Source organism: Pseudaquabacterium rugosum (assembly GCF_038066575.1).
Lineage (GTDB): Bacteria > Pseudomonadota > Gammaproteobacteria > Burkholderiales > Burkholderiaceae_C > Pseudaquabacterium > Pseudaquabacterium rugosum.
Window position 1 is genome coordinate 91,036 of record NZ_JBBUTF010000011.1, and the last position, 26,094, is coordinate 117,129.

At 71.3% G+C, this 26,094-nt stretch carries 22 protein-coding genes; 7 read left to right on the forward strand and 15 right to left on the reverse strand.

Annotated features, from left to right (window positions below; translation table 11 throughout):
• Nucleotides 1-27: 27 nt before the first annotated feature.
• The 6 genes from AACH11_RS13100 to AACH11_RS13125 form a co-directional block, all read right to left on the reverse strand.
• A complete protein-coding gene (locus tag AACH11_RS13100) occupies nucleotides 28-2,265 on the reverse strand; it encodes a TonB-dependent receptor (RefSeq protein ID WP_341374685.1) in 2,238 nt (745 codons plus the stop codon).
• 221 nt (nucleotides 2,266-2,486) lie between these two features.
• On the reverse strand, nucleotides 2,487-3,752 hold the full coding sequence (locus AACH11_RS13105) for a tetratricopeptide repeat protein (RefSeq protein WP_341374686.1): 1,266 nt from the start codon (nucleotides 3,750-3,752) through the stop codon (nucleotides 2,487-2,489).
• Nucleotides 3,749-4,165 (reverse strand): ExbD/TolR family protein, encoded by a 417-nt coding sequence (locus tag AACH11_RS13110; protein WP_341374687.1) that lies wholly within the window; start codon nucleotides 4,163-4,165, stop codon nucleotides 3,749-3,751. The genes AACH11_RS13105 and AACH11_RS13110 overlap by 4 nt, the downstream gene beginning before the upstream one ends.
• Nucleotides 4,166-4,177: 12 nt before the next feature.
• Nucleotides 4,178-4,606 carry an ExbD/TolR family protein gene (locus tag AACH11_RS13115; RefSeq protein ID WP_341374688.1) on the reverse strand — a complete coding sequence of 143 codons (429 nt, stop codon included), beginning with the start codon at nucleotides 4,604-4,606 and terminating at the stop codon, nucleotides 4,178-4,180.
• A gap of 12 nt (nucleotides 4,607-4,618) precedes the next feature.
• Nucleotides 4,619-5,452, reverse strand: a complete 834-nt coding sequence (locus AACH11_RS13120; RefSeq protein WP_341374689.1) for a MotA/TolQ/ExbB proton channel family protein — start codon at nucleotides 5,450-5,452, stop codon at nucleotides 4,619-4,621.
• Nucleotides 5,453-5,542: 90 nt separating this feature from the next.
• Complete coding sequence (locus tag AACH11_RS13125; protein ID WP_341374690.1) at nucleotides 5,543-6,247, reverse strand: energy transducer TonB; 705 nt, start codon at nucleotides 6,245-6,247, stop codon at nucleotides 5,543-5,545.
• 365 nt (nucleotides 6,248-6,612) lie between these two features.
• Between AACH11_RS13125 and AACH11_RS13130 the strand changes: the two genes are divergently transcribed.
• Genes AACH11_RS13130 through AACH11_RS13140 form a run of 3 tightly spaced genes read left to right on the forward strand, consistent with a single transcriptional unit; the run spans nucleotide 6,613 to nucleotide 9,485 of the window.
• Nucleotides 6,613-7,578, forward strand: coding sequence for a LacI family DNA-binding transcriptional regulator (locus tag AACH11_RS13130; RefSeq protein WP_423228740.1), 966 nt, complete (start codon nucleotides 6,613-6,615; stop codon nucleotides 7,576-7,578).
• 32 nt (nucleotides 7,579-7,610) lie between these two features.
• A complete protein-coding gene (locus AACH11_RS13135) occupies nucleotides 7,611-8,531 on the forward strand; it encodes a LysR family transcriptional regulator (protein ID WP_341374692.1) in 921 nt (306 codons plus the stop codon).
• Nucleotides 8,532-8,546: 15 nt separating this feature from the next.
• Nucleotides 8,547-9,485 carry a LysR family transcriptional regulator gene (locus AACH11_RS13140; RefSeq protein WP_341374693.1) on the forward strand — a complete coding sequence of 313 codons (939 nt, stop codon included), beginning with the start codon at nucleotides 8,547-8,549 and terminating at the stop codon, nucleotides 9,483-9,485.
• Nucleotides 9,486-9,545: 60 nt separating this feature from the next.
• Here the strand turns inward: AACH11_RS13140 and AACH11_RS13145 are convergent, their stop codons facing one another.
• Both AACH11_RS13145 and AACH11_RS13150 read right to left on the reverse strand, forming a co-directional pair.
• Nucleotides 9,546-10,763: an FAD-binding oxidoreductase gene (locus AACH11_RS13145; RefSeq protein WP_341374694.1), complete on the reverse strand. Its 1,218-nt coding sequence runs from the start codon at nucleotides 10,761-10,763 to the stop codon at nucleotides 9,546-9,548.
• Nucleotides 10,753-12,006 carry an aromatic ring-hydroxylating oxygenase subunit alpha gene (locus AACH11_RS13150; RefSeq protein WP_341374695.1) on the reverse strand — a complete coding sequence of 418 codons (1,254 nt, stop codon included), beginning with the start codon at nucleotides 12,004-12,006 and terminating at the stop codon, nucleotides 10,753-10,755. Before AACH11_RS13150 ends, AACH11_RS13145 begins: the two co-directional genes overlap by 11 nt.
• Nucleotides 12,007-12,153: 147 nt before the next feature.
• Here AACH11_RS13150 and AACH11_RS13155 point away from each other — a divergent pair, with 147 nt between their 5' ends.
• Complete coding sequence (locus AACH11_RS13155) at nucleotides 12,154-13,056, forward strand: LysR substrate-binding domain-containing protein (RefSeq protein ID WP_341374696.1); 903 nt, start codon at nucleotides 12,154-12,156, stop codon at nucleotides 13,054-13,056.
• Between the two features lie 112 nt (nucleotides 13,057-13,168).
• Here AACH11_RS13155 and AACH11_RS13160 read toward each other — a convergent pair whose 3' ends face one another.
• The 6 genes from AACH11_RS13160 to AACH11_RS13185 form a co-directional block, all read right to left on the reverse strand.
• Nucleotides 13,169-14,011 (reverse strand): ABC transporter permease, encoded by an 843-nt coding sequence (locus AACH11_RS13160; RefSeq protein ID WP_341374697.1) that lies wholly within the window; start codon nucleotides 14,009-14,011, stop codon nucleotides 13,169-13,171.
• The gene (locus tag AACH11_RS13165) at nucleotides 14,008-15,297 is read right to left on the reverse strand and encodes a quaternary amine ABC transporter ATP-binding protein (RefSeq protein WP_341374698.1); all 1,290 of its coding nucleotides are present in this window, start codon (nucleotides 15,295-15,297) and stop codon (nucleotides 14,008-14,010) included. Before AACH11_RS13165 ends, AACH11_RS13160 begins: the two co-directional genes overlap by 4 nt.
• 66 nt (nucleotides 15,298-15,363) lie before the next feature.
• A complete protein-coding gene (locus tag AACH11_RS13170; protein WP_341374699.1) occupies nucleotides 15,364-16,863 on the reverse strand; it encodes an aldehyde dehydrogenase family protein in 1,500 nt (499 codons plus the stop codon).
• Nucleotides 16,864-17,197: 334 nt separating this feature from the next.
• Nucleotides 17,198-18,238 carry a GlxA family transcriptional regulator gene (locus AACH11_RS13175; RefSeq protein WP_341374700.1) on the reverse strand — a complete coding sequence of 347 codons (1,041 nt, stop codon included), beginning with the start codon at nucleotides 18,236-18,238 and terminating at the stop codon, nucleotides 17,198-17,200.
• Nucleotides 18,239-18,323: 85 nt separating this feature from the next.
• Entirely contained in the window at nucleotides 18,324-19,235 is a 912-nt protein-coding gene (locus tag AACH11_RS13180) for a dihydrodipicolinate synthase family protein (protein ID WP_341374701.1), read from the reverse strand.
• Nucleotides 19,236-19,260: 25 nt separating this feature from the next.
• Entirely contained in the window at nucleotides 19,261-20,580 is a 1,320-nt protein-coding gene (locus tag AACH11_RS13185) for an NAD(P)/FAD-dependent oxidoreductase (protein ID WP_341374702.1), read from the reverse strand.
• A 228-nt stretch (nucleotides 20,581-20,808) separates the two neighbouring features.
• Here AACH11_RS13185 and AACH11_RS13190 point away from each other — a divergent pair, with 228 nt between their 5' ends.
• The 3 genes from AACH11_RS13190 to AACH11_RS13200 all read left to right on the forward strand — a co-directional run bounded on the left by AACH11_RS13190 (nucleotide 20,809) and on the right by AACH11_RS13200 (nucleotide 23,870).
• Nucleotides 20,809-21,531 carry a GntR family transcriptional regulator gene (locus tag AACH11_RS13190; RefSeq protein ID WP_341374703.1) on the forward strand — a complete coding sequence of 241 codons (723 nt, stop codon included), beginning with the start codon at nucleotides 20,809-20,811 and terminating at the stop codon, nucleotides 21,529-21,531.
• Between the two features lie 250 nt (nucleotides 21,532-21,781).
• Nucleotides 21,782-23,074 carry a 3-oxo-isoapionate-4-phosphate decarboxylase OiaX gene (gene oiaX / locus AACH11_RS13195; protein WP_341374704.1) on the forward strand — a complete coding sequence of 431 codons (1,293 nt, stop codon included), beginning with the start codon at nucleotides 21,782-21,784 and terminating at the stop codon, nucleotides 23,072-23,074.
• Complete coding sequence (locus tag AACH11_RS13200; protein WP_341374705.1) at nucleotides 23,067-23,870, forward strand: triose-phosphate isomerase family protein; 804 nt, start codon at nucleotides 23,067-23,069, stop codon at nucleotides 23,868-23,870. Before oiaX ends, AACH11_RS13200 begins: the two co-directional genes overlap by 8 nt.
• Before the next feature lie 52 nt (nucleotides 23,871-23,922).
• On the opposite strand, the gene AACH11_RS13205 is transcribed toward AACH11_RS13200, so the two are convergent.
• Nucleotides 23,923-26,082 carry a D-apionate lactonase family protein gene (locus tag AACH11_RS13205; RefSeq protein WP_341374706.1) on the reverse strand — a complete coding sequence of 720 codons (2,160 nt, stop codon included), beginning with the start codon at nucleotides 26,080-26,082 and terminating at the stop codon, nucleotides 23,923-23,925.
• Between the last annotated feature and the right edge of the window lie 12 nt (nucleotides 26,083-26,094).

Here is a 26,094-nt window from a genome sequence, read left to right on the forward strand (position 1 = left end):
CGCTGCGGGGAACGGCGCGGAAGGACGTCAGAAGTTGGACGTCAGGCGGACGCCGTAGGTCCGCGGATCGGTCGTGGTGGCCGCGCCCGGCATCACCGCCGCCACGCCCACCTTGTCGGTGATGTTGCGGATGTAGCCCTGCACGGCGTACCGGTCGTCCGGGCTGCGCCAGGTGACGTTGGCGTCGAACTTGGTCATCGCCTTCTGTTCGTAGCGTGTCGCGTAGTCCGCGCCATAGGCACTCAGCAGGTAGCTGCCGGAGTGGCGGGCACTGGCCCCCACCTCGATCAGCGCGTCCGAGGCGAGCGTGAAGGTGTGGCGATAGCCCACACGCATCGTGACGGCCGGCGAGCTGTCCAGACGCTGACCGGACCAGTCGACGACAACCGTCGGCGCGTTGCCCGGATGGTCGAGCGGCAGGTAGCGGCCGAATCGGCTGCGCAGCAGCGAGGCACCGAAGTCCACCACCCCGGCGGCACTGGCCACCAGCTTGCCCTCGACTTCCAGACCATGAACCTTGGCCTTGGCCGCGTTGACGGTGCGCGAGTTGCAGTTCGACGGATTGGCCGGATCGGCGCAGACGGTGGACGTCAGCTGCAGGTCACGGTAGTCATAGGCGAAGGCCGAGGCACTGATCTGCAGCCGGCCGTCGAGCGCCTTGGTCTTGACGCCGCCTTCCAGCGAGGTGAGCGATTCCGGCTCGTAGGGTGGCACCTGGGCGTCGCCGTTGAAGCCACCGGCCTTGTAGCCGGTCGACAGGCTGACGTAGGCGAAGGTGTTCTTGTCGAGGTCGTAGTCCAGCCCGACCTTGCCGGTGATCTTGGTGTAGCTGTTGGAGCGGTCGATCGGCGTGACGGGAATGGTCAGGCCACCACCGCCGAAGGGATCCTGCACCGCCTTGTAGTCCCGCGTGTACCGCAGGCCGGTCACCAGCTTGAGCTTGTCGCTGAGCGCGTAGCCGGTCTGGCCGAAGACGGCGCGCGAGCGGTTCGTGACATGCGGCAGGTACTTCAGCCGGAACACGAAGCCGTTGCCGAAGGTGGTGTTGAACTGCGTGTCACGGTCGATCGTCTCGTCGAAGACATAGGCGCCGACGACCCAGCTGAACGGCCCCGGGCGGTTCGAGTTCAGGCGCAGCTCATGTGAGGTCTGCTCAGCCAGGAAAGCGGCTTCCTGACCGTAGAAGCTGCCGCCGTTGAACATGCCCAGGAAGTCCCAGGCTCCTCGGGATTTCAGGTAGCCGAGCTGATAGGTCAGGTCCGCCCCGTTCATCTCGTGCTTGAACTCGGTGCGCAGACCGTTGTTCTCGAGATGGCGCTGCGTGTCACGCAGATAGGGCACGCCCGTGGGGAAGGTCAGCGCGTCCTTGCCGTCCGGGTTGAGCGACACCGGATCGACGAAGTCGTTCGGGTAGGCCGCGCTGCCGTGCACGGGCGTGCCGGTGTAGAAGTTGGACAAGGGCAGCGGCGTGAAGCCGTTGGAATTCACGCGGCTGCTCTCCAGCGTCACCAGCAGGCTCGTGCGCGGCGAGAAGGTCAGCAGGCCGTGCAGACGACCGGCCATCTCGTCCTGGTCCTCCAGCCCGATGCCCGTGTCGCTCTTCAGGTAGGAGTCGCGCTTGTTGGCCGAGGCGGCCGCGCGCAGGCTCAGCACCTCGTTGACGGGGATGTCGACGGCCCCTTCGGCACGGCGGGTGTGGAAGTTGCCCAGCTCGACACTGAGCGTGCCGCCCAGCTTCTTGCCCGGCTTGTTCGTGATGACGTTGACCGCGCCGCCGGTGGCGTTGCGGCCGTACAGCGTGCCCTGAGGGCCGCGCAGCACCTCGACACGCTGCACGTCGAGCAGGGCACCGAACTGCGCCTGCGGACGGCCGATGTACATGCCGTCGACGTGGAATGCGTTCGACGGGTCGCCCTTCTCGGTCGTGTCCAGGCTCTGCACGCCGCGGATGTTGATCTGCAGCGCACCGGTGTTCTGGCTGATCTGCAGGCTGGGGCTGACCTCGCTCAGCGCCCGGGCGTCGACCACGCCGGCCGCCTTCAGGTCATCACCGCCGAGCACCGACAGCGCGATCGGCGTCTTGGACGCCGGCGTGGCGACCTTGGTGGCCGTCACGACGACTTCCTGCAGCTTGGCCTGGCCGGCGCTCTTGGGCGCCTCGGCTGCCGGATCGGCGGACTGCGCCGCCACCGGCAGCGCCACGGAAAGGACCCCGGTCAGCAGCAGCTGGCTGCAGAGGGGTGTCATGCGAAAGGGTGTGTTCACGGGTGTCTCCTGGGTTCTCGCCACACGGTGTTCCGGGGTGGGGCAGCTGGCGTCCGGGGCATCGGCCTGCAGCCACGGAACAGAAGGTAAGCGATTGCCTAACATTCAATTCGAGGGTTAACTCCGGACCTGCGTCCGTCGTGTGAATCTCCGATATCGGGCTCGTGAATGCGTGTCGGGTACGCGGCCGGCGGTCTCGCCGCCGCGTCCCGCACGCGCGCTCAGACGGGTGCGTTCCGACTGGCGTGGCCCAAGGCGTGCACGCGCCAGAAGCGCGCCAGCACCGCGATCGCATCGGTACCGACGATGCCGGCGAAGGTCTCGGCGGCCCGGGCGGCGTCACCGGCCACCAGCTGTGCCTGACCCAGGTGCAGGCGGGCCTCGTCGGGTCGCCGCACGTCCGGCCGGCGCACGGCCTGCTCCATCAGGGCCAGGCCATCGGCTGTCTGGCCGGCGTGGACCAGGGCCAGCCCGGTCGACAGCGCCGCCTCGGCCGGCCGGCCCTGTGCCGATGCCGCCCGCAGCGTGGCGCGATCCTCCTGCACCTGGCGGGCAGCCAGTTCGCGCAGCCGGCGCAGGCGCTCGGCCTCGGGGCCTGACGTCGGTCGTAGGACGACGGGTGCCGCGTCAGCGATGCGCAAGGCCTCGGCCGGCTGACCGGCCTGCAGGGCCAGTTGCACCAGCTCCGTGCGGTCTTCCGCCCGCTCCAGACCACCGACGGCTTCGGCCAGCCGCAGGTAGTCCAACGCCTGCCGATCGAGCATGCCGGGCGTACGGGCGATGCGCGACAGCACGTCGGCCCAGTACGCCGGCTTCGGGCTCAGACGCAGCAGGAGGGCCAGCGTGTCCAGATAGCCGGCCTCGTCGGGCACGCGTGCCTGGCTGGCCGCCAGCATGCGCAGCAGCGGCTCGTCCAACGGCAGCAGCGCGCGTTCACCGTCGGCCAGCTGCTGCTGCAGCACGGCGATCAGCGCCAGATGATCCGCCTGCATTGCATGGGCATTGATCCGCAGGCGCAGCACGTTCGCGCTGCGGCCTCCGGCCTGCGCATGGGCCTGGGCATAGGCGATCACCTGGGCCGGTCGCTGCAGACGATGGGCCGTGGCGGCCAGGGCCTCCAGCACGCCCGCACGCTCGCCCTCGGGCAGGCGGCCGGTGGCCAGCGCCGCGTCGTAGGCCGCCAGCGCCTGCGCCTCGTCGCCGGCCGCGGCAGCGGCCATGCCCCTCAGACGTTCGGTCAGGTAGGTTTCCTGCGGGTTGCGCGAGGGCACGTCGGCGGCCGCCTGGATGCGCGCCAGAGCCTCGGCCGGCCGGCCGGCGCGGATCAGCTCCTGCGCGGCCTGCAAGGGGGCGGCCACCTCGGCCCGCACAGGATCCTGCGGCTGGGCCTGGGCCGGAGCGTGGGCAGCCAGCACCAGCGTCAGCAGCGCGGTGGCGCTCCATCCGCGAGCGATGCCGCGGTGGGCCCGGATGCGACGGTGGCTCATGGCAGGTACTGCTCGTTGCCGACCATGCCCAGCTTCTTCAGGCCCAGGCGCTGGACCGCCGCCATGACGGCCGCGACCCGCTCGTACGGTGCCTGACGGTCGGGGCGCAGATGGATCTCGGGCTGCTCGGCCTGCGCGGCGGCGCTGCGGATGTGCGTCTCCAGCGCGGCCTGGTCGGGCACCGCTTCGCCGTTCCACAGCACGGCGCCATCCTGTCCGACCTCCAGGCGCACGACCTCGGGCTCGACGGGCGATGGCGGTGCCTTGCCGGTGGGCAGGTTCAGATCGACCGAATGCAGCTGGATCGGGATGGTGATGATCAGCATGACGAGCAGAACCAGCATCACGTCGATCAGCGGGGTCGTGTTCATCTCGCCCATCGGGGCCGGGCGTGCGCGGTTGCGTTTGGCCATCGTGCGCTCCAGTCAGTTGCGAGGTGGCGGCTCGGTGATGAAGGCCATCTTGGCGATGCCGGCCCGCTGCGCGGCGAAGATCACCCGTCCGACCGACTCGAAGCGGCCACCACCGTCGCCGCGTACATGGAGCTCGGGTTGAGGGGTCTTCACCGACTCTTCCTTCAGGCGCTGGAACAGCGCTTCGGCGTTCGGCAGCTGGAGGTCGTTCCAGAAGATGGCCCCGTCACGGTCTACCGAGACGACGATGTTCTCGGGCTTGCTCGTGCGCAGCTGGTTGACCTGCTTGGGCAGCTGCAGCTGCACCGAGGTGACCGCCACCGGAATGGTGATCAGGAAGATGATCAACAGCACGAGCATCACATCGACCAGCGGTGTGGTGTTGATCTCGGAGTTGACCCGTTTGCCCGGCGGACCGCCGGCACCAACGCTCATGCCCATGGCGCACCTCGCTCAGGCGGGCTTGGCCGAGACCAGCAGCGTGGCCCGCAGCTTGGAGCCGAAGGTGCTGACCTGATGCAGCGCCGTGGTGTTGCGGCCGACCAGCCAGTTGTAGCCCAGCACCGCCGGCACCGCGACCGCCAGGCCGATGGCCGTCATGATCAGTGCCTCGCCCACCGGCCCGGCCACCTTGTCGATCGAGGCCTGGCCCGCCACGCCGATGGCCGTCAGTGCGTTCAGGATGCCCCAGACGGTGCCGAACAGGCCGATGAAGGGCCCCGTCGAGCCAACGGTGGCGAGGAACGCCAGGCCCTTCTGCAGCCGGTGTTCGACGTCCTCCGAGGCCTCCTCCAGCGAGGTGCTGATCCAGGAGCCCAGATCGACCTGGGCCAGCACGCCGTCGTGGGCCTGGCTGGCCTCGATGGCGGTGTCGGCGATGTAGCGGAAGGCGCCTTCCTGCTGCAGCGTGCCGGCGGCCTGGCGCAGGCTGCCCGAGCTCCAGAACGGGGCGTTGGCGGCCACATGGCGGGCCTCGCGCAGCAGGCGGCGCTGCTCCAGCGACTTGGTCACGATGATGACCCAGGTGCCCAGCGACATCACCAGCAGCAGGCCCAGCACCGTCTTGGAGACGGCATCGCCGTGCTCGAGCATCGCCTTCAGGCCGTAGGGATTGTCGGTCGAGGTCTCGGCCGTGGGCACGTCGACCGTCGCCGCGGTGGCGGCCGTCGTGGTGGCCGCCGGGGCGGAGGCGCCGGCATCCGGGGCCTGGGCAAAGGCCAGACCGCAGCTGAAGACGAGCGCGGACAGGGCGCGTCGGACGAAGGAAGTCAGTCGGAAGGTGGTCATCGGTGTCTCCTCAGGGAGCGCGCATGGGTTGGACACGGCCTGCGGTGCAGGCCCGGGCGGACAAGCCCCGGACATCGGGGCCGGCACGCCTCAGTTGGAGCGGAAGGCGAACGGGACCTGCACGACGACGTCACGCCCCTGGCCCGCACAGCGGTATTCGGAGACGATGCGCATCGCACCGCGGGCAAACGACGGATGTGAGGCCTGCAGCGCCTTGACGTCCTTGATCTCGCCGCCGGGCGACAGCGTGAACTGGATCAGGGCGGAGCCCTCTTCCAGCCCGGCCCGCACAGCGTCGCGTGGGAAGGCGGCATCGCCCATCAGCTGCCCGTAGTTCGCGCAGACGACCGAGGCGTCCACCCGGGCGGGCGGCGCCGGCGGTGCGGGTGGGGCGGGCGGCGGCGGGGCCGGTGCCTCCACGCGCGGCGGTGCGGGCGGTGCGTGCGGGGCCGCGGGCGGAGCTTCGGCGACGGTGGCGGTGATGGCCGGCGCCGGCACGGCCGGGGCGGCCACCTGGACCTCCGGCGGCGGCACGAAGGCCGGCGGGGGCGGCGGTGCGGTGGCCGGCGGCGGCGGCAGATCGGCCACCTTGGCCGGCGGGAGCGGAGGGGGTGGCGGCGGCAGGACCTTCACTTCCTCGATCAGCTTGGCCTCGATGGGGGCGTTCAGGGCCTGGATCACCCCGCGCCCCAGGCCGTTCATCAGGCCCCAGGCCAGCAGCACATGGAAGCCGGCGGCCACGCCGATGGCCACGCTGCGGCGGCCATGGCCCTGTGTCGGCTGGACGAAGCTCATGGCGGCAACCCGAGACCCGGGTCTCGCGGTTTCATGGGGGTCGCTGGGCTCACGTCGTCTCCTGTACTCGGCTGTTCTTGACTCGGTGCCGAGACGGTAATCGCTTACCTGATACCCCCCTCCAGGGTTTCTCCTTTGCCAGATCGCATCTTGTGAATACCTCGTATTGAGCGGATGACGGTGAGAATCCGTACGAAAATTGGCGCTGCGCTAGCATGGGCAAGGCCTTACCTACAGACCCGGACGGTCCACCGACCGCCCCGATCAACCCGCCCATTCCCCGCACGATGACATCCCGCACCCCGAGGAAGTCCAGGAGCACCAGCGGCATCGCAGCATCTGCCAACGGGCCATCCGCTTCCTCCATCTCCGCCGTCGCGGCACTCGCCGGCGTGTCCACCGCCACGGTCTCGCGGGTGCTCAACCGCAGCAAGCCGGTCAACGCCGAGACGCAGCAGCGCGTCGAGGCCGCCGTCAGCCAGCTGGGCTACCGCGCCAACCCCTTCGCCCGCTCGCTGACCAGTGGCGAGAGCCGTCTGATCCTGGTGCTGACGCCTGACTTCCTGAACCCGTTCTTCGCCGAGATCGTGCAGGGCATCGAGTCGGTGACGCGGCGCAGCGGCTACAGCATCCTGCTGTCGCAGGCCAGTGACACGGCCCCGCTGGACACCGTCTACGAGCGGCTCGTCGACGGCGTCATCAGCCTGGCCCATCTGCGCGATCCGAAGGCGCTCAGCGGCACCGACCGCAAGCACAACCTGCCGTGGGTGGCCTGCTCCGAATTCCGACCCGACGACGACATCCCCTACGTCAGCATCGACCACCGCCAGGGCGCCATCGATGCCGTGCAGTACCTGCTCAACCGCGGGCACCGGCGCATCGCGCTGCTGACCGCGGCCGAGGACTACACCTGGGCCCGGCAGCGGCGCATCGGCTACGAGGAGACGCTGCGTCGCGCCGGCCTCACGGTGGATCCGGCCCTCATCCGGGTGGCCCGGGGCACCGAGTACGCCGACGGCATCGAGGCCGTCGGCGGACTGCTGTCCCTGCAGGATCTGCCGACGGCCATCTTCGCGGTCGCCGACACGCTGGCCATCGGCGCGATCAAGGCACTGCGGCGGGCCGGCCGGCGCGTGCCCGAGGACGTGGCCGTCGTCGGCTTCGACAATCTGCACCTGGCCCAGGTCTTCGAGCCCAGCCTGACGACGATCGCCCAGCCCATGCGCGAGCTGGGCCAGGCCGCCGTCGAGCTGCTGCTCGGACAGCTGGCGGGCGAGAAGCCCGTCTCGCGCATGCTGCCCCACACGCTGGTCGTGCGGGAATCCGGCTGACGCACCGCATCCCTCTCCTGTCCTGTCACGCCATGCGCTTCAACAAGCTGGATCTGAACCTGCTGGTGGCCCTCGACGCCCTGCTGATCGAGAACAACATCACCCTGGCGGCCAAGCGCGTGCACCTCAGTCAGGGCGCCATGAGCAACGCCCTGGCCCGCCTGCGCGAGTACTTCGACGACGAACTGCTGGTGCCGGTGGGCCGACGCATGGAGCCGACCGCCCGCGCCAAGGCGCTGGCGCCCGAAGTGAGGGACCTGCTGGTGCGCATCGACAACACGATGCAGGTCCAGCCCCGATTCGATCCCACGCTGAGCGACCGCACGTTCCGGCTGGCCGTCTCGGACTACTCGATGGCGGTGTACATCCCGCATCTGCTGCGCATCGCTGCCGAGGAGGCACCGGCCGTGCGCTTCGAGTTCCTGCCGGTCAACGGTGCGGCCACCGATGCGCTGGAACGTGGCACGGCCGATGTCCTGGTGATCCCGCTGCGGCTGGCCTCGCTCGACCACCCGGCGACGGCCCTGTTCCAGGACCGCTTCACCTGTATGGTGGCCGCCGATCATCCGCTGGCCGGCGCGCCGCTGAGCCTGGCCGACTACCAGGCCGCCGCCCACGCGCTCGCCCATCCGGCACCGGGCCTGGCGCAAGGCGCCTCGATCGACGCCGGCTTCTTCCTGTCGCAGGGCGTGCAGCGGCGGATCGAGATCACCGCCTACGCCTTCTCCCATCTGGCCTTGCTGCTGCCCGGCACGCTGCGCATCGCCACGCTGCAACGGCTGCTGGTGCAGCTCGCGATGCAGCACCTGCCGGTGGTCGAACTGGTGCCGGATTTCGAGATGCCGCTGGTCGACCAGCGCATGCAGTGGCACCGGTTGCGCGCGACCGATCCCGGCCTGATCTGGTTGCGCGATGCCATGATGCGTGCCGCCCGGGCCCTGCCACCGCTGTGACCTGATCGCCCGGCCATGCGCTTCAAGAATCTGGACCTGAACCTGCTGGTGGTACTGGACGCCCTGTTGACCGAGGGCAGCGTGACGCGCGCGGCACGGGTGCTCCACCGCAGCCCGTCGGCCATCAGTGATGCGCTGGGGCGGCTGCGCGAGTACTTCGACGACGAACTGCTCGCCCCCGTCGGCCGGCAGCTGCAGCCCACGCCACGCGCCGAAAGCCTGAAGGCGATGGTGCGTGACATCCTGGTCCGCATCGAGACCTCGGTCACGGCCCAGCCGACCTTCGACCCCGCCACCACGGACCGCCGCTTCCGGATCCACGTGTCGGATTTCACCCAGTTCGTGCTGGGCCCGGCCGTCATGGCTCAGACCGCACGAGCCCGCAGCAAGGCCATCCTGCACTTCCTGCCGCAGGCCGCCCATCCCCACCGGGATCTGGAGCACGGCGATGCCGATCTGCTGATCCTGCCCGCCGGACGGGTGTCCCCGGAGCATCCGGGCGAGGCGCTGTTCACCGAGCGCTTTGCCTGTGTGGTCTGGCGCCACGGCCCGCTGGCTGACGGCCCCTGGGACACCGCCCGCTACGCCGCGGCCTCGCATGTGGTGATGCGCCCGATCACCGCCCAGGACGCCTCGGCCTACGAGGACACGCATCTGCGCCGGGCCGGCGTGGAGCGCCGCATCGCCGCGACGACCTTCGGCTTCGCCACGCTGCCGTCGCTGGTCGTGGGGACCGGGCATGTGGCCACCATGCAGGCCAGCCTGGCGCGCCAGCTTTCACGGCTGTGGCCGCTGACGCTGCGGCCCTGCCCCATCGAGATCCCGCCGATGGCGCAGGTCATGCAATGGCACAGCTACCGCGCGCGCGATCCAGGCCTGGCCTGGTTGCGACAGGTGATGCACCACGCTGCGGCCGGGCTCACGGAGGGCGCGGCACCGGCACATGCCGACTGAGCCGCACCCCCACGGCCCACCGGCCCCCCCCAGGCCCGGCACACACCAGGACATGGGGCCTCAGCGCTCGACCACCAGATCCGTCACCGGCTTCGCGCAGCAGGGCAGGAAGAAGCCGGCGTCGATCTCGCGCTGGCGGATGCCGCCGGTGTGCGCCATCTCGACCTTGCCCGCGCTCAGCCGCGACTTGCAGGTGCCGCACAGGCCGTTGCCGCAGGACGAGGGGATGCTGATGCCGGCCTGGCGGGCGGCGGCCAGCACCGTCTGGCCGGCGGCCACCGGCACGCAGCGGTCCTGCTTGCTGAAGGTCACGGTCCAGGCCGGTGCGGCCGTGGCGCCGTCCTGACCGGCGACCTCAGGTGTCGTGCTCGCCGTCGCCACCGCCGCTGCGCCCGGCTCCGCGCTCGGAGCCACGGCCAGATCGCCACCGGTGAACGACTCCTCGCTGTAGTGCGCGGCCGGCACGCCGAGGGCGGCCGACAGCGTGCGCACCGCCGCCATGAAGGGCGCGGGGCCGCAGCACAGCACGCGGCGGCGGGCCAGGTCGGGCACCAGGGCCTGCAGCAGGCCCTCGCCGAGCCGGCCGGTGACGCCGGTGTAGCCGGGTTCGCCGGCCACCGATTCGGGCAGGAACAGCAGGCGCAGGCCCGGCGTGGTGCGGGCGCGCCACTGCAGCTCGTCGCGGAAGACCAGGTCGGCCGGCGTGCGGCCGGCGTGCAGGAACACGATGTCCGGATGGCAGCGGGCATCGGCCAGCGTGCGCAGCATGGCCATCACCGGCGTGATGCCCGAGCCGCCGGAGACCAGCCACATCGGTGGCAGGCCGGCGGCGTCCGCCGCCGCGCCGTCGAGCGCCGGCAGCACGAAGCCGCCGGCCGGCGGCCGTGAGCGCAGCGTCATGCCCGGGCGCAGGTGATCGTGCAGCCAGTTCGACACCCGCCCGCCGGCCACCCGCTTGACGGTGACGGCCAGCACCTGCGGCTGCAGCGCCGACGACGACAGGCTGTAGCAGCGGCCGTGCACCTCGCCGTCGATCTCGACCTCGATCGGCAGGTACTGGCCGGCCTGGAAGGCCACCCAACGCCCGTCATCGGCGGCGAAGGCGAAGGTGCTGACGTCGTGCGTCTCGCGCCGCACGTCGATGCAGCGCAGCGTCAGGTCGTCGTCGGGCGTGCACCAGGCGGCGGGCGCGCCGTGCAGCGGCACGGCCGGCCGCGCCGACAGCGCCGCGACGGCGGGCGCCGCTGCACCCGGCCCCTGAGGATGCTCAGTAGCCATGGACGCGCATCCGGTCCACGTACCAGCCGGCGAAGTTGTCCAGCTCCTGCTCGGTGTGGCGCGAGTAGGGGCCCGGCTCGTAGGCCGGATCCTGCACGCCGGCGTGCGAGACGCGCACCAGCTCCGCATCCTGGTCGGTGGTGGCGATCCACACGCTGGTCAGCTTGTGCAGGTCGTAGTCCACGCCCTCGACGGCGTCCTGGTGCACCAGCCACTTGGTGCGCACCAGCGTGCTGTCCGGGCCCAGCGGGATGACGATGCTGCACACCGCATGGTCGCCCATGAAGTGGTTCCAGCCGTTGTGGTGCCACAGATGGGTGTCGCCCAGGTCCTTGCGCGTCATCGAGCCCAGCAGCTTCGCGCTGGCGGCCGAGGCATCCGGCGTGTGCGATTCGCCCTTGCCGGCGATGGCCAGGCGCTGGGTGCGGAAGTTGGTCGCGCAGTCGACCACGCGGGCCACGGTGCGCGAGGGATGGCCCTCGGCCTCCCAGCGGGCCTCGCGGGCCTCGCGCTCGGCCACATGGGCCTCGGCGCGGGCGCGCTCGTCGGGGCTCATCGTGGCGGCATCGAAGCCGAAGTCGTAGGCGATGAAGGACACGCACAGCTCCGGATGGCTGCCCGCGCAGTGGTAGCACTCGCGGTTGTTCTCCATCGTCAGCTTCCAGTTGCCGTGCTCGATGACATCGGTCTGGTGCGCGACCTTGGCCTCGCGCAGGCCGTAGGGCGCCAGGCGCGGCTCCATGGTCTGGGCCAGGACGTCGATGTCCTTGGGCGGGTTGTCCGACAGGCAGATGTAGATCAGGCCGCCGACCAGGCGCAGCGCGACCGGCTTCAGGCTCTTGCAGCCGCGGTCGAAATCCGCACCCATGTGGCCGGCGTGCAGCAGCGAGCCGTCGGTGTCGTAGGTCCACTGGTGGTAGGGGCAGACCAGGCGCGAGACCACGCCCGGGCCGGCCTTCAGGAGGCGCGCGCCGCGGTGGCGGCAGACGTTGTGGAAGGCGCGGATCTGCAGGTCGTCGTCGCGCAGCAGGATCACGCTGGCGCGGCCGATGTCCAGCGTCTGCACGTCGCCGGGCTCGCGCAGCTCGCATTCGAGACCCGCCAGGATCCAGTGCTGGCCGAAGAAGACCTGCAGGTCGGCGTCGAACACGTCCTGGCGGGTGTAGAGACCGGCCGGCAGGCTGTGGCCCGGGCGGCGGGCGGCAAGCAGATCGGCGATCGGGGCAGAGGCTGGCGAGACCATGGGCGGGCGCTCCTTTGTGATGACTTGATGTCATCATAGAGAGCCACTTGACCGTGCTCAACGGCATTTTTCGTCATGCTTTGCATGAGCTGGAATCATGCGAAGACCTGTCCAGCGCGCCTTCAGCCGTCCGTCTGCCGCCTCGCCATGCCCATCCGCAAGCCGCTGCCCTCGCTCAATGCCCTGCTGGTGCTGGAGGTGGCGGTGCGCCACCGCAGCTTCACCCGGGCCGCCGTCGAGCTGGGCGTGACCCAGGCCGCCATCAGCCGCCAGATCGCACAGCTGGAGCAGGAGCTGGACACGCCCTTGTTCGAGCGGCGCCACCGCGCGGTCCTGCCCACGCCGGCGGGCCAGATGCTGGCCTCCACGCTGGCCCTGAGCTTCTCCAACATCGCCGAGACGGTGGCCCAGGTGCGGGGCACCGAGCCGGCGGCGGCCGTCACCATCGGCGCCACGCTGGCCTTCTCCACCTTCTGGCTGCTGCCGCGCATCGGTGAGTTCCGCAAGCGCTACCCGGCCGCGCAGATCCGCGTCGTCTCGCAGGATTCGCGGATGAACCTGGCCGCGGCCGAGGTCGATGTGCTGGTGCGCTACGGTGTGCCGCCCTTCGACGACGGCGTGGTCGTGGCCTCGCGCGGCGACGAGGTCATTGCCGTGGCCGCGCCGGAGCTGGCCGAGCGCCTGCGGCACGAGGGCTTCGATCCGGCCGATCCCGGCATCGAACTGATCGAGCAGGCCGCGACCGAGCGCAGCTGGTATGCCTGGGCCGACTGGCTGAGCCTGGCGGGTCGCCCCGGCCTGCGCGTCAGCCCCAGCCTGACCTTCAGCCACTACACCGACGTGGTGCAGGCCACGCTGTCGGGCCACGGCGTGGCGCTGGGCTGGCGCCTGATGCTGCAACGCCACCTGGCCGAGGGCACGCTGGTGCCGGTCAGCCAGGACGTGGTGGCCGCCGACGGCCGCTACAACGTGCTGCTGCCACTGCGGCGCCAGACGCATCCGCTGCGCGACCTGTTCGTCGAGTGGCTGGCGGCCGAACTGAGCCGCTGAAAGCGCCGCGGCGCGGGCGCTCCCGGGAAGGGAGCGCACCGCGCCGCGGAGCACCCGCAGGTGCGAGGTCAGGCTGCACGGCGGCCAGGCAAGGCCGGCCGCCGCAGGCCCCTCACTTCGCCTTGGACTTGCGCGGCTTGCGCACGCCGAAGCTCTCGGTCAGCCGGTCGAGCACGATGGCCAGCAGCACCACGCCCAGGCCGCCCTCGAAGCCGATGCCGATGTCCAGGCGCTGGATGCCACTGAGCACGTATTCGCCCAGACCGCCGGCACCGATCATCGAGGCCACCACCACCATGGACAGCGCCATCATGATGGTCTGGTTGACGCCGGCCATGATCGACGGCAGCGCGTTCGGCAGCTGGATCTTCCACAGCAGCTGGGCCTCGGTGCTGCCGAAGGAGCGGCCGGCCTCGATCAGCTCGGGGCGCACCTGGCGGATGCCCAGCGTGGTCAGGCGCACCACCGGCGGCATCGCGAACACGATGGTCGCGATGACGGCCGGCACGCGGCCCAGACCGAACAGGATGACGGCCGGAATCAGGTACACGAAGGCCGGCATGGTCTGCATGAAGTCCAGCACCGAACGCAGGGCCACGCCCACGCGGTCGCTGCGGGCGCCCCAGATGCCCAGCGGCACGCCCGCGACCAGGCTCAGCAGCGTGGCGGCCAGCACCAGGGCCAGCGTGGCCACGGTCTGGTTCCACAGGCCCATGTAGTGGATGCAGCTCATGGCCGCGCCGACGAAGACGGCGAAGAACACGCCGCGCCGCCACAGCGCCAGACCGACGAAGATGGCCAGCATCACCGGATAGGGCAAGGCGGCCAGCGCCTGCTCCAGCAGCTCGACCACCGAGCCGAGCGCCACCGAGAAGGCATCGAAGGCGCCACGGAAGCGCGAGAACAGGAAATCGACGAACTGTTCGACCGACTTGCCGATGACCGAGGCGTTCATGCAGCCCTCCGTTGCATCACGTGTTGCAGGATGGTGCGGCAGGAGACCACACCGGCCAGGCCGCCGGCGGCGTCGAGCACCGGCACGTCATGGCGCTGCGACAGCGCCATGTCGGTGAGCTGGTTCAGGTCGGTGTCCAGCGTCACCGACAGCGCGTCGCGCAGGAAGGCCGCGCGCACGGTGCCGGCCCCGGCCTCGTGCAGCGAGCTCTGCGTGACACAGCCCTGATAACGGCCGGATTCATCGCACACGTAGGCGCACTCCAGGCCGAGATCGACCAGGCGGCCCAGCAGGCGCTCGGCCGGCGCGTCCGGCGAGCTCTGCTGGCGCTCGTCGCCCACGCGGGTCAGCATGTTCGAGGCCTTGAGGAAGCGCGAGACGTCGACATGGCGGAAGAAGTCGCGCACGAAGTCGTCGGCCGGCGACTGGATCAGCTCGGAGGGCGTGCCCACCTGCACCAGGCGGCCGTCCTTCATGATGCCGATGCGCCCGCCGATCTTGATCGCCTCCTCGATGTCGTGGGAGATGAAGACGATGGTGCGCTGCTCCTGCTGCTGCAGGCGCAGCAGCTCGTTCTGCATCTCCGAGCGGATCAGCGGGTCGAGGGCCGAGAAGGCCTCGTCCATCAGCAGCACGGCCGGGTTGACCGCCAGCGCACGGGCCAGGCCCACGCGCTGCTGCATGCCGCCCGACAGCTCGCTGGGGTACATGCGGGCGTAGTTGCCCAGGCCCACGCGGGTCAGCGCGGCCTCGGCCTGCGCCAGGCGCTCGGCCTTGGGCACACCGGCCACTTCCAGGCCGTAGGCGACGTTGTCGACCACGTTGCGGTTGGGCAGCAGCGCGAAGGACTGGAAGACCATCGCCATCTTCTTGCGCCGCACGGCCTGCAGCTGGGCGGCCGACATCGGCGCGATGTCCTGGCCTTCCAGGATCACGCTGCCCGAGGTCGGCTCGATCAGGCGGTTGAGCAGACGCACCAGCGTCGACTTGCCCGAGCCCGACAGGCCCATGACGACGAAGATCTCGCCGCTGCGCACCGACAGGCTGACGTCGTCGACGGCCACCAGATTGCCGGTCTTGGCGAAGATCTCGTCACGGCCCATGCCCTGGCGCAGCATCTCCATCGCGCGCTCCGGCTTGGGGCCGAAGATCTTGCAGAGGTTGCGCAGCTGCAGCAGTTCGGAGCCGACCGCGGGCACGGCCCGGCTGGCGGATTGCGGTGACGCGCCGGAGGACGGCGGTGACCGCAATGCCGCGGCCTGGTTGAAGGTCAAGGTGGAAGTCATGCGGAGGCTCTCGAACGGATCAGGCGAGCGGTGGACGCTGGCGGACGACAGTGTGCGGCGACGGCCTCAGACGCCGTCGGCACCCGCGTCGCTCAGATCCATCCAGATGGTCTTGATCTGGGTGTACTGGTCGTGGGCGTAGACCGACTTGTCACGGCCGCCGAAGCCCGACTGCTTGTAGCCGCCGAACGGCGTCGTGGCATCGCCCTCGCCGAAGCTGTTGATCGTCACCGTGCCGGCGCGGATGGCGCGCGCCGCGCGCAGCGCACGGCTGCCATGGGCGGTGAAGACCGAGGCGGTCAGGCCGTAGTCGGTGTCGTTGGCGATGGCCACGGCCTGGGCCAGGCTGTCGCAGGTGATGACAGCCAGCACCGGGCCGAAGATCTCCTCGCGGGCGACGCGAGCGTGGTTGTCGGGCAGGGCCAGCACGGTCGGCTCGACATAGCGGCCGTCGCGGGTCTTGCCGCCATACAGCACCTCGGCGCCCAGATCCAGGAAGGCGCTGACCTTGGCGTAGTGGGCCGGCGAGACCAGCGGGCCGATGCGGTGGGCCGGATCCAGCGGATCACCGACCTTCCACTCGTCGGCCAGCGCGTAGATGCGCTGCAGCAGCGGCTCGCGGACGGCGCTGTGCACGATCAGGCGCGAGATGGCCGAGCAGTTCTGGCCCATGTTCCAGAAGGTGCCGTTGACGATGTGGGCGGCCACCGCGTCCAGGTCGGTGACATCGTCCATCACGATGCAGGGGTTCTTGCCGCCCAGCTCCAGCACCACCTTCTTCAGGTTGCTCTCGGCCGAGTAGCCGAGGAAACGGCGGCCGGTGACGGTCGAGCCGGTGAAGGACACCGCGTCGATGCCGCGGTGGCGGCCGATCGGCTCGCCGCAGCCCGGGCCCGAGCCGGTCAGCACGTTGAACACGCCGGCCGGCACGCCGGCTTCCAGCGCCAGCTCGGCCACGCGCACGGCCGTCAGCGAGGTCTCGGCCGCGGGCTTGACCACCAGCGTGCAACCGGCGGCCAGCGAGGGGCCGATCTTCCAGGCCAGCATCAGCAGCGGGAAGTTCCACGGCAGCACCAGGCCGACGACGCCGACCGGCTCGCGCACGATCATCGCCATGTGGCCGTCGGAGGCGGGCGAGACCTGGTCGTAGATCTTGTCGACGGCCTCGGCATGCCAGCGCAGGCAGTTGACGGTCTCGGGCACGTCGACCGTCTCGCAGTCGAAGATGGTCTTGCCGCTGTCCAGGCTTTCCATCACCGCCAGCTCGCGGGCGTTGGCGGCGATCAGGTCGGCCAGACGCAGCAGCACGGCCTTGCGCGCCGACGGGTGCAGGCGCGACCAGCGTCCGTCGTCGAAGGCCGTGCGGGCGGCCGCGACGGCGGCATCGACGTCCGCCGCCTCGCAGGCGGGCAGCCGCGAGAGCACGCGGCCGGTGGCCGGATCGACGGTCTCGAAGGTGGCACCGGCGGCGGCCTGGTAGGGCAGGCCGCCGACGAAAGCGTGTGCGGGCAGGCTCAGCTGCTGGGCGATCTGGCGGTACTCGGCGGCGGTGGAAAGCTGGCTCATGGGAGGTCCGATGTTCGTCTATCTTTGCTCGTGCAGATGTCTACAAATAGTAGACACCGGGGCAAAAATTTTTACTGGGGTTTGTCCCGGCTCTGAAACGCTTGCAATCGATGTGCCAGCGTGCTTTGCACCGTCGATGCGCCGGAGGCCCGGACACGGCGCCGCCCGGCCCACGTCCGGGGCGCCATGGCCGGCCCACGGGCCGCTGATCCGGCCGGGCGCTCAGCCCCGTCTTGGGGCACACGCCCCAATCCTGGGGCTGCGCGCCGGGCCTCAGGCCTCGTGACGGTGCATCGTCGACGGGTGGCTGATGCCCCTCACCCAACGCATTGGGTCAGGCGCCACCGTAGGCCTCGTCGTCCTGTTCGACCGCCACGTGCGCGGCACGCCGCAGCGCGCTCGGGCTGAGCTCCAGCGTGCCGCGCACGAAACGCGAGAAGCTGGCCGCATCCTGGAAGCCACACTCGAAGGCGATCTCCGTGATGCCCAGGTCGGTGTTCTGCAGCAGCCAGCGCGCGCGCTCGGCCCGCAACCGTGTGCGGTACTCGGCCGGGCTCAGGCCGACATCCCGCTGGAAGCGGCGCTCCAGCTGCCGGCGACCGATGCCCAGCGACTCGCACAGCGTGTCGATCGACGCCGTGCCGTGCAGCTGCTGCTCGATCAGCAGCATGGCCTTGCGCACGACCGAATCGCGGGAGCGCACCGACACCACCTGCTCGGGCTGCAGCGTGCGCGAGGGCAGCGGCTGTTCCTCGATCATGATGCGCAGCGCCTTGACCGCGCTGGCCCGGTCGAAGGCCTGCTCGATGATGTGGGCGGCCAGATGGACGACGCTGGTGCCGCCGGCACAGGTCAGCCGGTCACGGTCGACCACGTACATCTGGTTGGTGATCAGCCGCACCTGCGGGAACTCCGCCGCGAACTCCTCGCGGTGGAACCAGCTGACGCAGGCCACATGGCCGTCGAGCAGGCCGGCCCGTGCCAGGATGAAGGAGCCGGTGCACAGGCCGACCAGGCGCACGCCGGACTCGGCCGCCGTGCGCAGCCACTGCATCAGCCGTTGAGGCACCTTCTGGCCGCCGTGCAGCAGGCCACCGACGACCACCAGCAGATCGTAGGCCTCGGGGGCCAGCGCCTGCGGCGAGGGCGCGACCCGTGCGCCGCAGCTCGATTCCACCGGCCCGTCGGCCGCGTCCAGGATGTCCCAGGCCACGCGCAGCGCACGGCTGCGGTCGCCATCGTCGGCTGCCAGCCGCAGCGCATCGACGAAGCCGGCGAAGGCCGTCAACGTGAAACGGGGCGCGAGCAGGAACCCCACGCGCAGGCGAGGCACGGCCGGGGCTGCGGGTTCGTGGGGACGGCTGGAACGGGGCATCGACGGCGAGAGTACAACGGCCGCGGCCCGCGACGCCGGAAGGCAGCGCGGGCCTGGATGGCGCTGGAGCAGCGCAGCGGATCGGTCAGGCGGCGCGGGCCGGCGCGCAGATGGCGGCCACCTCGCGGCGCAGCGTCTGCACGACGGCCGCCAGCGCCTCCGCCCGCTCGGCCGGCAGCGCCTTCAGCGGTGCGCGCACGGCGCCCGGGCGCAGGCCGGCCAGCGCGCAACCCTGCTTGATGGCCTGCACGAAGTGGCCGCCTTCCAGGAAGTCCATCAGCGGCATCATCGCGGCCATGATGCGGCGGCCCTTGGCGAAGTCCTTCTCCAGCACGCAGGCCTCGTACAGCGCGACGTGCTCACGCGGCAGGAAGTTCGAGCCGGCACACACCCAGCTGCGGGCGCCCCAGGCGAAGAACTCCAGCGCCTGGTCATCCCAGCCGCAGGACAGCTGGATCTCCGGATGGCGGCAGGCCAGCGCATGCAGGCGGTTGGTCTCGCCCGAGCTTTCCTTGATCGCGGTGATGTGCGGGCAGCCGGCCAGGGCGTCGAAATAGGCCTCGTCCATCGTCACGCCCATGCGGCCGGGGTAGTTGTAGAGCATGACCGGCAGGCCGCCGGCCTCGGCCACGGCGCGGGTATGGGCGGCGTTCTCCTCGGCCGACGGCAGCGCGTAGGGCGGCGAGCCCACCAGCAGCGCATCGGCGCCGATCTCGCGGGCGTGGCGGGCGTAGGCCACCGAATCCTCGGTGCGGATGGCACCGGTGCCGATGGTCAGGCGCACGCGGCCGGCGATGACCTGCCGGGCATGACGGGCCAGCTGCAGGCGCTCCTCGGCGGCATGGGCGTAGTACTCGCCGGTCGAGCCACCGACGACGATGCCGTGCACGCCACCGGCGATCAGCGATTCCAGCACCTCGCCATAGGCGACGAGGTCGATCTGGCCGGAGGCGTCCAGCGGGGTGATGGCGGGGGTGTGGATGCCGTCGAAGTTCATGGTGCGATGCTCCGCAGAAGGAAGGTCAGGCTTCGAGGCCGGCACGATGCTGGCCCCACATCAGGTTGAGGTTGACGCCCAGCGACAGGAAAGGCTGGGGCGGCGTGCGGTTGGGCCCGGGCGAGCCCAGCAGGAAGTCGATCAGCTCGCCGCGTTCGCCGGCCAGCCAGTCGGCCAGCAGCGCGCCGGTGGCGGTGCCGCGGGTCACGCCCAGGCCGTTGCAGCACAGCGCGCCGTGCACCTGCGGCGCCAGCGTGCCGAACTGCGACTGATGGTTCTGCGCCATGCTCAGCGCGCCGCCCCAGGTGTGCTCGAAGGGCACCTCGCCCAGCATCGGGAAGCGCCGCTCGAACGAGCGCCGGTGGCGCTTGACCACCTGCGCCAGCACCTCGGGGCGGGCCCGGCCGTCGGGCAGGAAGCGGAAGCTGTTGCGCACCAGGATGCGCTGGTCGGGCGTGCGGCGCAGGGTCGTGCCGAAGGGATCGGCCGGGATCACGCCCCAGCAGCTCTGACCGCCCAGGCGCTGCTGCTCGTCGGCCGTCAGCGGCCGCGTCAGGCTGGCATAGGTGAACACCGGCAGCATGCGGCCCTTGAGGAAGCCGAAGGCCATGCCGAAGGCGTTGTTGGTCAGCACCAGCTGGTCGGCCGTGATCTGGCCCCGCGGGTGGTGCAGGCGCACCGGGCGCTCGTAGTCGACCGCCGTGATCGGCGTGTTCTCGTAGAGCGTGACGTTGCGCGGCAGGCTTCCGGCCAGGCCCTTGACGAGGGCCGCGGGCTGCAGCAAGGCGGTGCCGGCGGTGTAGAGCGCCTTGCGGTAGAACGAGGTGCCGATCAGCGACGGCAGCTCCTCCCCGGTGATCAGGCGGCCGGGCTGGCCCAGCTTCTCCAGCCCGCGGCTGTAGGCCTCCAGCACGGCCAGGCCCCGCGGCTCGACCGCCGCCTGGTACTTGCCCACGTCCGACCACTGGCAGTCGATGCCGTGGCGGCGCACCTGCTCGCGCAGCAGGGTCTGGCCCAGCAGATTGAGCTTGAGCACCTTGCGCGCGATGGTGATGTCGCCGATGTAGTCGTCGGCGCCGATGTCGTGCGGCAGGTCGATCGCGAAGCCGGCATTGCGCCCGGACGAGCCGAAGCCCACCTGCTGCGCCTCGACCAGCACGATCTCCTCGTCCGGGAAGTGCCCGGCCAGACGGCGTGCGGCCGCCAGGCCGGTGAAGCCGGCCCCCACCACCACCCAGCGCGCATGGCGGCGGCCGGCCGGCGCCGGACGCGGGGCGCGCATCGGGCTGAGATGGAACCACCCGCAGGTGGCGTCGTCGGCAGGCAAGTCGGTGACGGATGGCATCGGTCGGGCGCAGGACCGCGCGCCGACACTCGATGGAGGCCGTGCGCGCTATGTCTACAATCGTTAGACATAGTGTAGTCCACACCCCCGGGCGCTCGGCAAGGGGTTTTCACGCCGGGGCCCATCGCGCGCTTCCATGCGGACCGCGCCCTAGAATGGTTTTTCCACCCGCCGGGGCAGCCACACCGATCGGCCGCCGGCCGTCCGAACCGGGAACCCTCGACCCCCATGGCCCGCAAGCGCACCGAATCGCCCGCCGACTCCGAAGAGCCCACCGACCGCAAGGCCGCCCTCGGCGAGGCCCTGCGCCGCCGCATCCTGAACATGGAGATGGCGCCCGGCACCGTCGTCGACGAGGTCGCCCTCAGCGAGGAGTTCGGCCTGTCCCGCCCGCCGGTGCGCGAGCTGCTGCGCCAGATGGCCGCCGAGGGCTACATCGAGCTGGAGGCCAACCGCGCCGCGCGGGTCTCGGCGATGGGCTTCCAGTCACTGCGTGGCTTCTTCCTGGCCGCGCCGCTGATCTACATCGCGACCACCCAGCTGGCGGCCGAGCACGCCACGCGGCAGGACATCGACTCGCTGAAGGTGATCCAGCAGCGCTTCCGCACCGCGATGGAGAACCGCGATGTCGAGGGCCGCGTGCTGTGGAACGACGAGTTCCACCTGGAGATCGGCCGCATCGCGCGCAACCCCTACCTGATGCCCAGCCTGAGGCGCCTGCTGATCGACCACGCGCGCCTGGGCAAGACCTTCTATCGCCATCCGAGCACGCCGGACATGGAGGCCAATCTGGAGGCCGCCGTGGCCCAGCACGACGAGATCATCGCGGCCATCGCCCGCCATGACGCGGAGGGCGCCGGCGCCCTGGTGCGCGCCCACCTCGACCTCTCGCGCCACCGCATGGCCGAGTACGCGGCGCCGGAAGGCATCGAGATCCCGCTGGTCTACTGAAGACGCCGCGAGGCCGCGCACGGACGCGGCGCCTCGCCATCGCACCGCACCGCCGACCGGCGGTGCGCCGCCGTCCGCAGGCCGCGCACCTGCGGCACCGCTGCCGCCACGGCCCGGCCTCCTGACCTGATCCGCCCTCATCCGCCCTGTCCCGGGTTAACCCCGAATCTCGTCTGGCGCACTCATCATACCATGACACCATCACTCCACTGAGATGGCGCTGCGCGGCAGCGCGCATCCCGCCTGCCGCATGGACACCGCTGACACCCCACCGGACGACGTCGTCCGCCTCACCTATCGCATCGAGAGCGCGGGCGACACCCACGCGCTGGCGCGCAAGATCGCGCACGACCAGTCGACCGGCACCTTCGTCCACCTGCCGGGCGAGACGCCCGAGCTGAAGGCCCGTGTCGGCGCCCGCGTGGTGGCCGTGCGCGACCTGCCCGACCTGGACCGGCCCTCGATCCCCGAGGACGGCCCCGGCCCCTGGCACGTGGCCGAGGCCGACATCGACTTCCCGCTGGAGGCCATCGGCACCGATCTGGCCGCGCTGATGACGATCGCCATCGGCGGCACCTACTCGATCAAGGGCTTCTCGGGCATCCGCGTGACCGGCCTGCGCCTGCCGCCCGCCTTCGCCGAGCGCTACCCCGGCCCGCAGTTCGGCACCGCCGGCACGCGGCGGCTGACCGGCGTGCACGGCCGGCCGGTGATCGGCTCCATCGTCAAGCCGGCGCTCGGCCTGCGCCCGGCCGAGACGGCGGCCATGGTGCGCGAGCTGGTCGAGGCCGGCGTCGACTTCATCAAGGACGACGAGAAACTGATGAACCCAGGCTACTCCAGCCTGGCCGACCGGGTGCGCGCGGTGATGCCGGTGATCCTCGACCACGAGCAGCGCACCGGCAAGAAGGTGATGTACGCCTTCGGCATCTCCTGCACCGATCCCGAGGAGATGGTGCGCCAGGCCGATCGGGTGGCCGATGCCGGCGGCAATGCCGCGGTGATCAACATCCACTCGATCGGCCTGGGCGCGATGGCCTGGTTGCGACGCCGCTCACGCCTGGCGCTGCACGCCCACCGCAACGGCTGGGACATCCTGACGCGCCATCCAGGCCTGGGCATGGACTTCTCGGTGTACCAGCAGTTCTGGCGTCTGCTGGGCGTCGACCAGTTCCAGATCAACGGCATCGGCGCCAAGTACTGGGAGAGCGACGACTCCTTCGTGCGCTCGTTCCAGGCCGTGACCACACCGCTGTTCCACCCGGGCGACTGCGCGATGCCGGTGGTGTGCTCCGGCCAGTGGGGCGGCCAGGCGCCGGCCACCTGGGCCCGCACCGGGCAGACGCAGGACCTGCTCTACCTGTGCGGCGGCGGCGTGGTCAGCCATCCGGGCGGACCCGGCGCCGGCGTGCTGGCCGTGCGCCAGGCCTGGGAGGCCGCCGTGCAGGGCATCCCGCTGGAGGTCTACGCGCGTGAACACCCGCCGCTGGCGCAGTCGCTGGCCCGTTTCGGATCGTCGTCGAAGGAGTCCTCCGATGCGTAAACCCATGGTCGGCACCGGCTGGAAGATGAACCACGGCGCCGAGCAGGCCCGTCGTTATGCGGCCGAGCTGCGCACGGCGCTGGCGGGCGCCGACTTCGACGCCCAGGCACTGGATCTGTTCGTGCTGCCGCCCTTCGTCGCCTTGCCGGCGGCGGTCGAGGCCTTCGCCGGCTCGGCCGTGGCCGTCGGCGCGCAGAACATGCACTGGGACGCGGCCGGCGCCTGGACCGGCGAGGTCTCGGCGCCCATGCTGCGCGAGGCCGGCTGCCGCTACGTCGAGCTGGCCCACTCCGAGCGCCTGTGGCACTTCGGCGAGACCTATGCACAGGTGGCGCGCAAGCTGGACACGGCCTTCGGCCACGGCCTGGTGCCCATCCTGTGCCTGGGCGAGACGGCCGAGGAAAAGGACAGCGGCCGCGCCGACGAGGTGCTGGCCTGGCAGATCCGCACCGCACTGGCCGGCCAGGACGCCAGCCGCGCTGGCGCGGTGGTCTATGCCTACGAACCGCGCTGGGCCATCGGCACGGCCGAGGCCGCCAGCCCCGACTACGTGGCCGAGCGCCACGGCCGCATCCGCGCGCTGATCGGCCGCGACTGGGGCGCACCGGCGGCCGACGCCGCCCGCGTGATCTACGGCGGCTCGGTGAACCCGGATAACGGCCCGGCGCTGATCGCGCTGGCCGACGTCGACGGCCTGTTCATCGGCCGCGCCGCCTGGACGGCCGCCGGCTTCTTCACGCTGGTGCGCATCGTGGCGCAGGCGCGCCTGGCGGCGCGGGGCGCGGTGGCGGCCTGAGGCTGAGGCTGAGGCGGCAGGTCGGAGGGCCTGCCGCGGCCAGGCCCGTCGATCAGCGGACGGACCGCAGCTCCGTCAGTTCGACACCCCAGGGGGCCAGACCGCTGGCTTCGGCCTCGGCCTGCGGCGCCAGCGGATCATCCAGACGTACGCGCAGGCGGGCGCTCGCGGACGCCCCCTCGGCAACCGGCCCCGACGGCGCCAGCAACGCCATCGCGCACAGCCCGTCCAGCTGCGACGACTCCACCCGCACCGGCTGCGCGGACCAGGGCATCAGCCGCTGCAGCAGCCGCCAGGCCGGCACCGGCATCCCGTCGTGCGGCCCGCGGCCGAAGGGCCCCGAGGGCCCGTGGCTGGCCAGCAGCGTCAAGCGATCGACGCCCAGCGGGGCCAGCGTGACCACGGTGGCCGCCAGCCAGGCGGCGCCGAAGTCCGCGTCATGCCGCGGATCGCGGATCGCGAGCGGCAGCCGCCGATGTTGCGGATTGGGTGCCGGCGCGCGGCCGTAGGGGTTGCGCGCGGCGGCCAGCGTCAGCGGCCCCACCTGCCAGGGCAGACCGGGCCAGCGGGCGCGCACCGTGGCGGCCATCGCCGACCAGGTCTGCAGCGTCAGCAGCACCGAGCGGTCGTCGGCCGCATGCACGATCGGGCAGCTGCCGTGGCCGATGAAATCCAGACCGGCGGCCGGTGGATCCAGGCGGTTGAGCTCGGTGAAGTTGGTGTAGACGCCGCCGCCGATGGCCGCCGCGGGAAAGGCGGCACGCAGCGCGGCCGACCAGCGTGGCGGGGAAGGCACCGCCGGCCAGGTGTCGCGCGGCTGCCAGCTCAGCAGCAGCGAGCGCGGCAGCAGACGCACGGCCTGAGGTGCCAGTCCGGCCTGTGCGCAGGCCCGGGCCAGCCGGGCGGCCGCGTCGTCCGGCGACTGCGCATCGTCGGCGATCGCGTCGATCTGCACCCGGGCGCCGCAGGCCCGGGCCAGGGTCGCGGCGGACTGCAACTGGGCGGCCAGCGGCCAGGGCCGGCCGGCGGCGGGATCTGCATCCGGGTCTGCGTCGGTGTCAGTGTCGGTGTCGGCGTCGCCATCACCATCGGCATGCCGACCCAGATCGGCCTCGACCTGCAGCCACCGCGGCCGCAGCGCGATCACGGCGGCCACCTCGTCGGCGTCGGGACCGCGGGCCAGGTGCGGGAAGCCGATGCCGAGCGCCGGCAGGCACGGGGGTGACGCCGGGGGCACGATCGCACCCGATGGGCAGGACTCGGCGACCGGAGCCGCTGGGGCTGGGGCCGGGGCCGGGGCAGCGGGTTCCGCTTTGGCCGCCGCAGCGCCTGCCACGTCGCCCACGGGCAACCCCGTCGGCCAGACCCTCAGCACCGCCTGCTGCACCAGCGAATGCCCCGCAGGCAGCGCGTAAGGCCAGGGGTCGAGCAGCGAGCCGACATAGGTCTTGTACGAGGCGTCGGACCAGTTGCGCTGGTCCTCCATCTCGAAGGCCGCGTCCGGCCGGCCCGGCAGGTCGGCCGTCAGGCGGACCTGCGCCTGCCAGCCCGGCCCGGGCGACCAGTCCAGCGCGCGGATGTCGAACGCGGGCTGGCCCGGACTGATCGTCAGCGGAAAGCAGGTGGCCTCGATGCAACCGTCCGCATGCTCGACCGCCAGCGGCGTGCCCGCCAGCGTGGCCGGATGCAGCAGCACGAGACCGCTGCGCGCGCTGCGCAGCACGCCCCGGGCGCAGGACGCGACCCGCAGCGTCAGCCGGCCGCCACCGGCCGCGTCGATGAGAACCTCGCCGTGCACCACGGCGTGCAGACCGGGGGCGCCCTGCGCGGGGTCGGCCATGGCGTCCACCAGCGCGTCGACCGGCGCGTGCGTCGGCACAGAGGATCCGACCGGGGCCGGCGCGCCATCCGGCCCGCAGACACGACCCGGCCCGGCCTCCGGCCCCCAGTCCAGCGTCTGCTGCCAGACCAGGCGCTGCGCGTCACGGGCCTGCACCTGCAGCGCGCCGCAACGCGGCGTCGGCGTGCCCCAGTCCTCGTCACGCAGCAACCAGGCCAGGCCCCGCAGCAGCTCCACGCCCTGCCAGTGCACGGCCTGCAGCGCCCCGCCCTCACAGGCCAGGGCCCAGGGGCCGAGCTGGAGCGTGTGCGCGGCCGCGACCGACTCGTCGGTCCCATACCACGCGCGCCGCTGCGCCGGATCGATCGTCATGCCATCGCCCCC